The 13,065-nt window shown below is 53.5% G+C and carries 11 protein-coding genes; 6 read left to right on the plus strand and 5 right to left on the minus strand.

The genetic code is table 11. From position 1 onward, the window contains the following. Positions 1-3: 3 nt before the first annotated feature. Entirely contained in the window at positions 4-1,341 is a 1,338-nt protein-coding gene (locus tag ACYVHB_RS10835; protein ID WP_461051741.1) for a sensor histidine kinase, read from the minus strand. Between the two features lie 16 nt (positions 1,342-1,357). After that, entirely contained in the window at positions 1,358-2,332 is a 975-nt protein-coding gene (locus ACYVHB_RS10840) for an acyl-ACP desaturase (RefSeq protein ID WP_461051742.1), read from the minus strand. Between the two features lie 160 nt (positions 2,333-2,492). Between ACYVHB_RS10840 and ACYVHB_RS10845 the strand changes: the two genes are divergently transcribed. Next, entirely contained in the window at positions 2,493-3,233 is a 741-nt protein-coding gene (locus tag ACYVHB_RS10845) for a lysophospholipid acyltransferase family protein (RefSeq protein ID WP_461051743.1), read from the plus strand. A gap of 11 nt (positions 3,234-3,244) precedes the next feature. On the opposite strand, the gene rhaM is transcribed toward ACYVHB_RS10845, so the two are convergent. Together rhaM and ACYVHB_RS10855 are read right to left on the minus strand one after the other, a co-directional pair. Continuing rightward, positions 3,245-3,559, minus strand: coding sequence for an L-rhamnose mutarotase (rhaM, locus tag ACYVHB_RS10850; RefSeq protein WP_461051744.1), 315 nt, complete (start codon positions 3,557-3,559; stop codon positions 3,245-3,247). A 72-nt stretch (positions 3,560-3,631) separates the two neighbouring features. After that, positions 3,632-4,996 (minus strand): sigma-54-dependent transcriptional regulator, encoded by a 1,365-nt coding sequence (locus tag ACYVHB_RS10855; RefSeq protein ID WP_461051745.1) that lies wholly within the window; start codon positions 4,994-4,996, stop codon positions 3,632-3,634. A 112-nt stretch (positions 4,997-5,108) separates the two neighbouring features. Here ACYVHB_RS10855 and ACYVHB_RS10860 point away from each other — a divergent pair, with 112 nt between their 5' ends. The 5 genes from ACYVHB_RS10860 (at position 5,109) to ACYVHB_RS10880 (ending at position 12,613) form a co-directional block, all read left to right on the plus strand. Beyond that, the gene (locus ACYVHB_RS10860) at positions 5,109-6,902 is read left to right on the plus strand and encodes an ArnT family glycosyltransferase (RefSeq protein WP_461051746.1); all 1,794 of its coding nucleotides are present in this window, start codon (positions 5,109-5,111) and stop codon (positions 6,900-6,902) included. A gap of 176 nt (positions 6,903-7,078) precedes the next feature. Continuing rightward, positions 7,079-8,329: an efflux RND transporter periplasmic adaptor subunit gene (locus ACYVHB_RS10865; RefSeq protein WP_461051747.1), complete on the plus strand. Its 1,251-nt coding sequence runs from the start codon at positions 7,079-7,081 to the stop codon at positions 8,327-8,329. A gap of 95 nt (positions 8,330-8,424) precedes the next feature. Beyond that, the gene (locus ACYVHB_RS10870) at positions 8,425-9,102 is read left to right on the plus strand and encodes an ABC transporter ATP-binding protein (protein WP_461051748.1); all 678 of its coding nucleotides are present in this window, start codon (positions 8,425-8,427) and stop codon (positions 9,100-9,102) included. Positions 9,103-9,203: 101 nt separating this feature from the next. Then, positions 9,204-10,178, plus strand: a complete 975-nt coding sequence (locus tag ACYVHB_RS10875; protein ID WP_461051749.1) for a gliding motility protein GldB-related protein — start codon at positions 9,204-9,206, stop codon at positions 10,176-10,178. A gap of 56 nt (positions 10,179-10,234) precedes the next feature. Beyond that, positions 10,235-12,613: an ABC transporter permease gene (locus ACYVHB_RS10880; protein WP_461051750.1), complete on the plus strand. Its 2,379-nt coding sequence runs from the start codon at positions 10,235-10,237 to the stop codon at positions 12,611-12,613. Positions 12,614-12,647: 34 nt separating this feature from the next. On the opposite strand, the gene ACYVHB_RS10885 is transcribed toward ACYVHB_RS10880, so the two are convergent. Continuing rightward, positions 12,648-13,055, minus strand: coding sequence for a hypothetical protein (locus ACYVHB_RS10885; protein ID WP_461051751.1), 408 nt, complete (start codon positions 13,053-13,055; stop codon positions 12,648-12,650). Positions 13,056-13,065 lie beyond the last annotated feature (10 nt).

Below are 13,065 nucleotides of genomic sequence, written 5' to 3' on the forward strand. Positions count from 1 at the left end.
GTCTTAAAACACCAGCTTAAACGTGCTGCCCTGACCCGGCGTGGACTCGGCGGTGAGCTGGCCCCCGTGGAGTTGCATGATCTGGCGCGATAAACTCAGCCCAATTCCTGAACCGGTTTTCTTCGTAGTGTAGAACGGAATAAAAATCTGCTCTAAGGCTTCCGGCTCAATGCCCGGCCCATTGTCCGACACGCGGATGACAACGTGCGGACCGTCGGGGGCGGCTTCGAGCCGCACAGCCGGGGTTGCGGTATTATCCAAACTCTCCACGGCGTTTTTGACTAAGTTTAGGAGCACCATTTCAATCTGACCTGTATCGGCGCGGATGGTTAAATTCGGCGACGCAGTCGTGATGGTTATGCGGCTTTTGTGTGCGTCGGGCTGGGCGAGCTGGGCGACGTTTCGCAGCAGATTCTCGACCGATACATCGCCAAAAACGGGTTGCGGAATCGTGGTAAAGTGGCGGTACGCATCCACGAACTGCATGACGCCCGCGCCCCGCTGCTCAATGGTGGTCAGGGCGTCGCGCAGGTCGTTGACGGATTCGGTCAGTTGGGGGTCGTGGGCAACGGGTTTGGCCAGATCCGTCTCCACAATATCGCGCATGGTACCCGCCAGCGACACAATCGGCGTAATGGAGTTCATGATCTCGTGGCGCAGCACTTTGGTCAGATTCTGCCAGGCGTCCAGTTCGCGCTGCTGCAACTCAGAGCGGATGTTTTGCAGCGACGCCACCGTAACCAGCCGTCCCCGCAGCCGCACGGCCGTGCACCGAACCGACAATTCGCCGTCTGTACCGGTTTGATACGCAACCGGGGCCGACGCACTGGTGGCCGACCGGAGCAGCCCGGCCAGGTCGGGGTGGGTGGCGTTCAGGTCGGTGAGGGTGCGGAGCCGGTAGATCCCCAGCAACCGCAACGCCGTTTGATTGACCAACTCGACCTGCCCGGCTGCGTCGAACGTGAGCAGGCCAACGCTGACGTGCTGAACGATGGTGTTGACGTAGTGGAGGTTGGCTTCTTTTTCGGCCCGCGCCACCCGAAACGCATCCAGCACCTCGTTAAACTGATCGTTCAGGTCGCGAAAGGACGGCCCCATGTTGCTGTCGGCGCGAAAAGCGACCGTAAAATCCGAGTACCGCACCGATTCCAGAAAACGGGTCAGTTTGCGGTTCAGCCCCGTGACGTACTGGTACAGGTTAATGGATAATGAAAAATGGATAATGAATAATGGGAACAGCCAGAATAGGTTTGTTTGGCGCATGTATAGTGTCACTATCGCACCCGTCAGGACAACGATGGTGACAATACGCCAGCCAAGGCCGAAGGCGAAACGAGTCATGCGTTCGTCATAGTTCTTAGGCAATCCAACTGAACGGGTATTCGAGCACGGGTACTTTGGTGCGCTCGGCCACCCGGCGCAGGCGGTTCGGCAGCGCCATGAGGTAGTCGCGGGCGCGTTGCCCGGCGTCGTTCAGATCGGTCAGAGCCGCAATGTTCCAGTCGGTCAGCAGCGCGTCGGCAATGTCGATATAATCCTGCGTTGTGTAAACGCCCATGCGCTGGGCTGCGTCGGAGAAGTGGCTGAACGTTTGCCCGATTTTAACGCCCGTTTCGCGCAGGAAGTGAGCGGGCATCACAATTTTCTTGCGCATCATATCCTCGAACGCCAGCATCATTTCCGACGGGTCGACCTCGAAAATCTGGTTCACAAACGCTTTATACGCTTTGGCGTGGCGCATCTCATCGGATGCGATGACCCCGCATATCTTCGACAGTTGCGTACATCCGGCCTGTTTGGCTAATGTGGCCGTCCGGCGGTGCGAGACGTTGGTTGCTAATTCCTGAAACGAGGTGTACACAAAATTGCGGTAGGGATCTCGGCCCGTGCCAATATCGAATCCATCGGCAATGAGGTACTGCGTCGATACTTCCATGGCCCGCATGTTCACCCGCCCCGACAGGTACAGGAACTTGTTGAGCAGGTCGCCGTGGCGGTTTTCTTCGGCCGTCCAGCCCCGAATCCAGCGGCTCCAGCCATTCGCTTCACCCTGATCGACGCCCTCCATATCCATCAGCCACGATTCGTAGGTGGGGAGGGCCTCCTCGGTAATGGTGTCGCCAATGAGCACGGCTACGTAGTCGTAGGGCAGTTCGCGGGTACTTTCGCGCAGCAGCCTGACCTCATCCAAGAAGTTTTCCTGCGTAGGATCGGGCAGAAAGTCGGTTGGTTGCCAGTTGGTTTCGACGGGTTTGAGGTAGTCACCCATCAACGTATCTATTTTTTCGCCGACGAAACGCATTACGTCCAAACGGCTGCCTGATAAGCTCATGTTAAAATCAATAAAGAGTAAATAGTTGATCTAATCATTGACAAGGTACGGTTAAAACAAAGGGCAGATTTAGCGAGGTTTACCTTTTTCTGCCGAACAAAAAGCCACTGATTGCTACTTTTGACCCAAAATTAATGGCTGCGGTGTTGGAACAGCTTATATGAAAAAACTACTCAATTACGTCCTGAGCGGTGTTTACCTGCTTTACTTTAGTCTGGTATTGCTGGTGTTTCATGTCTTTCAGGTTGGCGCCTTTCATTTGTTTGGTAAAGACGCCCACAAGAAAACGGTAGATGTAATGAACGCGTTCATTGCCTACGGCTGGTATTTGACCGGAAGCCGGATTGCCTACCGGCCGCTGACCGACCTGCCCACCGACCGACCGATTATCTTCGTAGCTAACCACCAAAGCATGTTCGACATATCACCGATTATCTGGTTTTTACGTCGGCACACCCCCATTTTCGTCTCCAAAATTGAACTCTCGCACGGCATTCCCGGCATTTCCTATAACCTGCGCAAAAGCGGGGCTGCCCTCATCGACCGCAACGATGCCAAGCAGGCCATTTCCGAAATTGCCCGCCTGGGGAAACACATTCAGCAGAAGAAACACGCAGCCGTGATTTTTCCGGAGGGAACGCGGTCGGCGACGGGGCAGATGCGACCGTTTGCCACGGGGGGCTTAGCGGTACTGCTCAAACGGGCACCGGATGCGCTCGTTGTGCCGGTGGTAATTCGGGGCACGGGCCGCTTCAACCCCAAAGGGCTGTTTCCGCTGCGGTCATTTTCGTCAATGTCGTGGACGGTATTGCCCGGCATCGAACCGGCCGGTCAAACGCCCGAAATTGTCGTACAACTGGCGCAGGAAGCCATTGCCGAAGAGTTAGGAAAGGTAGCGTGACGCAGCTCCGTTCAATCCAGGCGAAATACTCGTTCCAAGGGTGTGACCATTGGTGAGAAGTCAGGGTTGGTTTCCATCAGGTCGGCCATGTACGCCCACCAGCGCTGCATCAGAGGCAACATCGGTAACGCATCGGCGGTGTGGCTTGCCAGTCGCTTCTGCACGGCAAATAATGTTCCGGTGGACCGGTCGAGGTAAATAGAGTAGTCGCGAATGCCCGCTTCGGTCAGGGTCGCCGACAGCTCAGGCCAAATTTCATCGTGCCGACGTTCGTATTCAGTCTCTGTGCCCGGCTTAAGCTTCATTATAAACGCAATTTCTTCCATCGTGTCGGTCTTAATCAGCCTGTCAGACGCTTATGAGTGTCAGAACAAAGGCAATGCAGTTGATGAATGGACTCACAGCCCGAACTTTTCCAATCGCCGGTACAGTGCCTGCCGCGACAGGCCCAGCTCCCGCGCCACATCGGTGATGCTGCCCCGGTATTTCTGCATCGTTTGCTGAATTAACTGCCGTTCCATATCCTCTAATTGCAGCGTCTCGTTCACCGGCGACGACGTTGCCGAAGCATCCTTCCGGAATACAAAGTCGCCCGGCTCCAGCGTCTTTCCCTGCCCCAGAATAACGGCCCGCTCCACGGCGTGCTGCAACTCCCGAACGTTGCCCGGCCAGCGGTATTGCTTCATTTCGGCCAGGAGCGCGGTACTGATTGACGCCACCGGCCGGTTGTACTGTTTGGCGTACTTCTTCGCAAAATGCTCGGCCAGCGGTCCAACATCGGCCGGGCGCTCACGCAGGGGGGGCAGGGTCAGTTCGATGGTGTTGATGCGGTAGAGCAAATCCTGCCGGAATCCTGCTGACCCTCCGGCCCGTTCAGTCAGGTCGGCGTTGGTGGCGCAGATGAGCCGCACGTCTACCGGCCGGGCTTTGTTGCTGCCTACACGCGTCACCTGCCGCTGCTGCAAAACGGTGAGGAGCTTGGCCTGCTGGGCGGGCGTCAGATTGCCAATTTCGTCTAAGAATATGGTGCCGCCGGTTGCTTCTTCAAACCGCCCGGCGCGGTCGTCGCGGGCGTCGGTGAAGGCCCCCTTAACGTGGCCAAAGAGTTCGCTCTCGAACAGGCTTTCAGTCAGTGCGCCCACGTCCACGCTCACAAAAGGTCCCGTGTGTCGGGCCGACTGCTCGTGAATGACCCGCGCAATAAGGTCCTTACCCGTGCCGTTCTCACCCAGAATCAGCACGTTGGCATCCGTTGGGGCCACGCGCTCCACCGTATCCAGAATGGGGCGCATGGCCGAGCCAATGATGTTGGTCTGTTTCGCTCCGCCAACGCCGTTGCGGGTTGTTTGTTTACCGGTTTCAGTGGTTGGCGCACTACCGCCCCCCTTATTGATAGCGCCCCGGATGGTCTCCAGAAACTTGTCGTTCTGCCACGGTTTCAGCACAAAATCGGCCGCACCGGCTTTAATGGCACGAACGGCCATTTCAACGTCACCATAGGCCGTGAAGAGCACAACCCGTGCGTTGGGGTCAATGTCTAAAACGCGGTCGAGCCAAGCGAATCCTTCGCGTCCGCTGCTCACATCGCGCTGAAAATTCATGTCCAGCACAATAGCGTCGTAGCGGTTATTATTGAGCAGAAACGGCAGTTTTTCGGGGTTTTTCTCGATGTCTACCGTACCAACGTGCCGCTTGAGCAGCAGCCGGGCCGCCAGTAATACGTCGGGGTCGTCGTCGACAATGAGAAGTTTGGCATCTTGCATAGGTCAAAGATAATTGGGTGAGGTGGAATGTTGCACGCTCTTCCATCGACAACGGCATATTGGGGTTTTCCTGCGTACTTTGACGGTATTAATAAGTAGGTCCTTTTTACAGATGTCCGGTTCTGAACAACGCATTATTCCGTCACCTCTTCCCAATCGCTGGTTCTATGCGCTGGCCACTGCCGGTGTCCTACTGAACGCCACCGGCCTGTTTCCTCCAATCCTGGAACCCGATGGTGCACTGTATGCCAACATTGCCAAAGGAATGGCGCAGTCGGGCGATTTTGTCAACCTCTACGCCGTTGGCACCGACTGGCTCGACAAACCGCACTTTCCATTTTGGGTGATGGCTGTGAGTTTTCGGATTTTCGGCATCAACACGTTTGCTTACAAATTCCCCGCGCTACTGTTTTTTCTGGCGGGCGTGGTTTATACCTACCGATTTGCCCGGCTGCTATACCCCAAACTCGTTGCCCAGGTAGCCGCACTGGTGTTGTTGACGGCTTTTCATGGTGTGCTCTCCAATGTCGACGTACGGGCTGAGCCGTACCTGATGGGGTTGATTATGGGGGCGGTGTATCATTTTTGGCAACTTACCCCACGGCAGCAGCCGACCGTTCCATCCCTCCCCGTGAGGGAGGGGCTAAAACATCCGGGTTCTTTCAGCCCCTCGCTCACGGGGAGGGGTTGGGGCAATCTCCTCCTCGGCTCCCTTCTGACGGGTTGCGCCCTGATGACCAAAGGTGTGTTCGTGCTGGTGCCGATTGGGGCGGGGCTGGTGGTTCATTGGTTGCTGACGGGGCAGTGGCGCGAACTGTTGCAGCCGCGCTGGTACGTGGCTATTGGGCTGTCGCTGCTGTTCACGCTGCCCGAGATCTATTGCCTGTATCAGCAGTTTGATGGGCACCCGGAAAAGATTGTTTTTGGAGCAAGAAATGTATCCGGCATCCGCTTTTTTTTGTGGGACAGCCAGTTTGGTCGGTTTTTCAATACGGGGCCGATCAAAGGAAGGGGCGACAAATTTTTCTTCGTTCACACGCTGCTGTGGGCGTTTCTGCCGTGGTCGCTGCCGCTTTACGTCGGCGTGGGCAAGATGCTGGCCGATCTGATTAAACGACGCATGGCTCAGCCCGAATATGTATCGCTGGGGTCGGGGCTGGCAACGTTCGTGTTGTTTTCGCTGTCGGGCTTTCAGTTACCGCACTACATGAACATCGTGTTTCCATTCTTCGCTATTCTGACGGCGCAGTTCTTGGTCAGCCTGACGCCGACTGCGCTGCGCCGGTGGACCATTGGGCAGACTATTCTTGGTTGGCTATTAATCGTCTGCGCTATTGGTTTGGTTGTGCTTGTCGAACCTGCCCGGATGACTGTTTCGCTCGTGTGGATCAGCACGCTTGTCGCAGCTACGTCTTTTCTGTTCCGGCGGACGGTTTTGCTCTCGCTGCTGGGCCGGATGGTGGGTGTCCTGCTGCTACTGGCGTGTGTCCTGAATCTGCTCATCTACCCAACAATTATGCCGTATCAGGCAGGCATGACGGCCGCCCGGTATGTGAACGATCAGCCCGGTACGGCGCTGCGTCCTACGCTGTTATACATGCCCGGCACGGGTGTTGGCGGAGGCAGTTTCTGGTCGTATGAGTTTTACGCCAGCGGCCCAACTCAGTACGTTCGCTCCGACTCGGCCCTGCGGGTTCATGTACAACGCGGCCCGCAGCGGGTATTTACCAGCGCCGAGTTTGCTGACTCGCTGGCGACGCGGGGGCTTAGCGTTCAACGGGTGGCGGTGTTTCCGTACTACCACGTCAGCAAACTGACGTATGCGTTTCTGAATAGCGACACGCGGGCCGGAACGCTGTTGCCGTATGTGGTGGTGTCAGTTAGTGAACGAGTAGCTGAGCACTAAAAGCGGACAGATTTTGTCCGAAAGCGGACAACTTATAAGATGCAGATGATAGCTAAATCATTCATTATCAGTACAGAAATAAATATGGCACGGCATTAGCTTTACCCCTACCGACGAATGAGCCAGACGCCACATTGGCTCACTCATTCTTTCACTCTTTTGCTCTTTATCTGAACATGGATCGCGCCTTACCCAAACGTTTCTGGACCAACCAGCGCCTTGCGCTCTCCGGCGGCAGTGTACTGCTAACTGGCCTGCTGGCTTACACAATTTTCTTTGCCGACCGACGCTCGAAACTAAACGTCGAAAAAGATAAGATCACCGTATCTAACGTATCGACGGGACCGTTCGAAGATTTCATTGCCGTTACGGGGGTGGTGCAACCACTCAAAACCATCCGGCTCGATGCCATCGCGGGCGGTTATGTCACCCAAAAGCTGGTGGAAGGCGGCACGACCGTGAAGCAGGGTGATGTGCTGCTGCGACTGGAAAATCAGAACCTGCGGCTTAATTTCCTACAGTCCGAAACGGAAGCGAACCGGCTCGTAAATGATTTGCAGAATACCCGGCAGCGCTTGCGCGTGGAACGATACTCGCTCCGCAAGACACTGTCCGACCTCGATTTTCAGATCAATCAGACTAAAGATGTATTTGATCGGCAGTCCAGGCTATTCAAAGACAAGGTGATTTCGGAGCAGGATTATATGAAAGCCAAGCTGGATTATGAGCGGTTAGTGGAGCAGCGCATAATCGAAGCCGAGTCGCAGAAGTACCAGGAACAGAACTCCAAAACGCAGATTCAGATGCTGGAGGGCACCCTCGCCCGGACGCAGAAGAACGTATCGCTCTGGCAGCAAACGTTGAACAACTTAGTCGTGAAAGCGCCGGTTTCGGGGCAGTTGTCGAGTATCGACGTGGAAGTGGGTTCCAACATCAACCAGGGTCAGAACATTGGGCAGATCGACGATTTGAACGGCTTCAAAATGCGCGTGGGTGTCGATGAACATTACATTAGCCGCGTGTTTCCGGGGCTGAAAGGGTCATTTGAATTCAACGGTAAAACGCACGAACTGGAAATCAAGCGCGTCTACCCCGAAGTACGCAGTGGCCGGTTTGAAGTTGATATGACGTTCCCCGCTAAAACACCCGACGGCATCAAGCGCGGACAATCGTCGCCAATTCAGTTGGAGCTTGGCAAAGCGGCCAAAGCCACGCTGCTGCCCGTGGGTGGCTTCTTCTCCGACACGGGCGGCAACTGGGTCTACGTAGTGGATAAGTCGTCGGGCAAGCGGGCCGTAAAACGCAGCATTACGCTGGGCCGCAAGAACCCCGAATTCTACGAGGTACTGGAAGGTTTGCAACCCGGCGAACAGGTGATTACGAGCAGCTACGAGAATTTTGGTGATAACGAAGTTTTAGAATTTTAACCGAACAATAGACCGCAGATTATTATGATTTTTAAGATTTAAAAAGATCAATTTTTGTCTTAAGAATCATAATGATCTGCGGTCCATAATCAATTATGATCCAAACCATTAACCTCCAGAAACTCTTCGCTACGGAAGAGGTAGAAACCACCGCCCTGAACGGCATCAATATGGATGTCAAAGACGGCGAATTCGTGGCCATTATGGGCCCATCGGGCTGCGGTAAATCGACGCTGCTCAACATCCTCGGCCTGCTCGACAATCCCAGTGAGGGCGAGTACAATTTCTACGGCACTGAGGTTGCCAAAATGACCGAACGGCAGCGGGCGCAGCTTCGCAAAGGCTCTATTGGCTTCGTGTTTCAGAGCTTCAACCTGATCGACGAACTGACGGTGTATGAGAACGTGGAACTGCCGTTGCTGTACCTGAAAACGCCCGCTGAGGAACGTAAAACGCGCGTTGAAACCGCCTTAGAGCGTATGGCCATCATGCACCGGCGTAATCACTTCCCGCAGCAACTGTCGGGCGGTCAGCAGCAACGCACGGCCATTGCGCGGGCGGTGGTGGCCAAACCCAAGCTGATTCTGGCCGATGAACCGACGGGTAACCTTGACTCAAAAAATGGGGAGGAAGTAATGAAACTCTTAGGTGAGCTGAACGACGAAGGCACGACGATCATCATGGTCACGCACTCCCCGTATGACGCCGGTTTTGCCCACCGGATCGTGAACCTATTTGACGGCAAAGTAGTGACTGAGAACTTTCATGTCTGACCGGAACGTCTGAACTGCCGGATTAAGCTACCGAATGAATTCGGAAATAGCGGCTGGTAATGTCACACAATTGAAAGCAAATTAGTAACAAGTTACGTCAGATGAACAGGCATAATTTACGTCTTGTATTTGTCCTTCTTTTACTATCTGCTGCTGCCAATGTACACGGACAGATAAAATTACACACCGAAGATTTACCCCGTTTTTATGCGGCATTCGACAGTGTAATGACAACTACCGACACCATAAAACAGGCTGATTTCATTCAACGGCTTTACGTTGACAAAGCCAGTTCGGGACTGAAGGAGTTCATGGATTTGAGGGGTGGAAATACTCAAAAATGGAGGAAGTACATTGAGAGCAATAAAGAAGATTTGGCAAAAAAAAGACCGCAGATACTCTCTGTCCTCGATCAGGAATCTGAGATTTTAAAGAAGGTTGCTCTCTTCAAAAGATACTATCCTGACTTTCGCGACGGCGATATATACTTCTGCGTCGGAATTGGTAATTCAGGCGGTACGATACGCGATCATACCGTTTACATAGGCACCGAAGTAGCCGCGAGTGCCAGGCCTAACTGGTCGGTTTATTTGGTGCTTCATGAGTTTACACACACGCAGCAATACGATCAGCGAAATTTTGCCAAGCTAACAGGTGATACAACACTCATGAAGAAGTACGAGGCCACGCACAAAAATCTGCTCGGTCCGTGTCTCATGGAAGGTATGGCAGATTTCGTAGCGGAGTTACTGTTGGGGCAACGGTTAGACCAGCTTACGCCCGACGGCTACATAGCATTTGGCTTAAAACATGAGCAACAAATTTGGACGGAGTTTAAGGAAGAGATGAATCAGGAGTTTAATGGAGACCGAGGTTGGCTATACAAGGTGCGAAAAATTGACGGAGAGTCGAGCCGGGATTTAGGCTATTTTGTAGGGTACCAAATCTGTAAGAGCTATTATGAAAAGGCCAGGAACAAAAAGAAAGCGTTGAATCACATGATTGGTCTAAACCTGGCCGACGAAAACGCCGAAAAGTTTCTGCATGATTCTGGCTACGACGGACCCAAAAGATAAGCCCCTAAGCCGGGTAAGCTAACTCATAGGTCATTCAACCGAAAATCAGACAAGCCATGTTCCGCAACTACCTCAAAATCGCCGTTAGGAGTCTGTTGAAGCACAAACTCTATTCGAGCATCAACATTTTCGGGCTGGCGCTGGGCATGGCGTGCGCGCTGCTCGTTGGCCTGTGGGTGCGCGACGAGATGAGTTACGACCGCTTCCTGCCTGATGCGGAAAACGTGTATTTCGTGCGGGTCAATTACACCAATTCCAACACCGGCGAGATCGGCACAAACTTCCCTACGCCCGGTCCCTTACAGGGAGCCATTGCCCAAAGTGTTCCGCAGGTAGTGGCAAGTACCAAAATGACCTGGGAAAACGAAACGCTCGTTAACGTAACCAACGGCCTGGTTGGCAGGAAGGCTGGTAAGGAACGTGGGCAGTTCGTCAGCGACCAGTTTTTCGACGTGTTCGACCTATCGGCTGTTTATGGCGACCCCAAAGCGGCTTTGGCACAAACCAATCAGATTGTAATTACCCGGAAACTGGCCGAAAAATACTTCCCGAACGGCTTGGCTTTAGGTGAACCCCTGCAACTTAACAACGATAAATTTTACATTGTCGGGGCCGTTATCGAAGACCTGCCAACCAATTCAACACTTCATTTCGACTGGCTTGTTAACTGGAAAGTACAGGAACAGGACTGGATGAAAACCTGGGGCAACAATTCGTTTAGAACGTTTGTGCGCCTAAAACCCAACACCACTCAGGCACAGGCCGAAACTGTAATGGCCGGTATTTATCCGCGTTATGCCGACAAAAATGGCGGAGCGGGTGTACCGATTCTGCAACCCATCACGGATATGCATCTGTACGGTGACTACAAGAACGGCAGACCCGTTGGCGGGCGCATCGAGTACGTGCGTATCTTCTCCATCGTGGCGCTATTCATTCTGCTCATTGCTTGTATCAACTTCATGAACTTAGCTACCGCCCGCTCGGCGACGCGGGCCAAAGAAGTGGGCGTTCGCAAGGTAGTCGGAGCCGGACGGTCGTCGCTGATTGGACAGTTTCTGAGCGAGTCGATACTGACGAGTTTGCTGGCTGTTGGGCTGGCATTGGGGCTGGTCTGGCTGGTGCTGTCTACTTTTAACGCCGTGTTTGAGAAGCAGTTGACACTCAATCTGGCAGAGCCAACAGGCTGGGGCATCATTGGGGTTCTGGTACTGGTTGCGGGCTTCCTGTCGGGCAGCTACCCAGCTTTGTTTTTGTCAGGTTTGCAGCCCATCAAGATTTTACGGGGTCGCCTTCAGTTTGGTTTTGGCCCGGCTTTGTTCCGAAAAACGCTGGTGGTGTTTCAGTTTGTACTGTCTGTATTCCTGATTGTGGGCATGCTGGCCGTTGGTCGGCAGATGAATTATCTGCGCACTAAAAACCTCGGTCTCGACCGAGAAAACGTGGTCTATATTCCGCTGGAAGGAGAGATTGCCCAATCCAAAAAAGTAGAAGCCTTCCGACAGGAAGTAATGCGACTGCCTTCGGTTGCATCAGCCACAACGACAAGTGACCTCCCTATCAATATTCAGGGCTCGTCGGGCGATTTGGAATGGCCCGGTAAAACGCCCGGTATGGAAACCAGCGTCGCGCCGATGGGAGTAGGCGGAGATTTCCTCAAAACAATGAACATCAAACTTCTCGCTGGTCGTGATTTCAGGACGAGTAGCTTGGCCGATTCTGCGAATTACATTATTAACGAGGCCACTGCTAAACTGATGAGTATGCCGGACCCGTTGGGTAAAGAAATTAAATTCTGGCGGGGCAAAGGACGCGTGGTGGGCCTAGTGAAAGATTTTCACCTCAAATCACTGCACGAGGCCATCAGTCCGCTGGTTCTGATGTATAGTCCGCAGGGAAATGAGTTGCTGCTTGTCAAAACCCGCACCGGACAAACCGGACAGGTCATCGCTGATTTAGAAAAACTCACGAAGCAGTTTAACCCCAACTACCCCTTCACCTACCATTTCCTGGACGAAGATTATGAAAAGTTGTACAATGCCGAGCAGCAGGTCAGCACCTTAGTCAACTACTTCGGCTTGCTGGCCATCCTGATTTCGTGTCTGGGTTTGTTCGGGTTAGCTGCCTTCACTGCTGAGCAACGGACCAAAGAGATTGGTGTTCGTAAAGTGCTGGGTGCGAGTGTGGCCAGTATTGTAACCCTGTTATCAACCGACTTTCTGCGGCTGGTTCTGATTGCGCTGGTGCTGGCTTCTCCGCTGGCCTGGTGGGCGGTCAGCAAATGGCTTGGCACGTTCGCTTACCAGACCGAACTGACTTGGTGGATCTTCGGTGTGGCGGGTTTACTGGCGGTAGCAATTGCCTTCCTCACGGTGAGCTATCAGAGCGTCAAAGCCGCCCTGATGAACCCGGTGACGAGTTTACGGAGCGAGTAGATCCTGCACGGCGGACCGGCAAGATTTTGCGGCTCTATAAGAGAAAGGCGTTTAGGTCAAGGTCTAATACATCCGAGAATGACGTGGGAGGGGTCAGGCCGCCGTCGCCAAAATGATACCGAAGCCACTTGGAGGTTTTGTAATTGTAGATAAATCCCTCACGAATGCCGTATAAATCGCCATCAATAAGCTGAATGACATTCTGTAGATCAGATTTTAATCCAGTCGTTTTACACACCTCAATGATGACCGGTGTTTCATCGGTTTCATTATCACGCAATAATACGTCGGGCAGGGGTTCTAATGAAATAGATTTCTCACGGTAGTACAATACATCTAAGCCAATAGTCAGTAACGAAATCACCCGCTGATGGTCAATGGGTGCCCAAATACCCTGGTCCTCGCCAACCGAAGGCGGCTGCGTAGCTGAAGGAAAATACATAATGACCCGT

It is taken from the genome of Spirosoma arcticum (assembly GCF_054779955.1).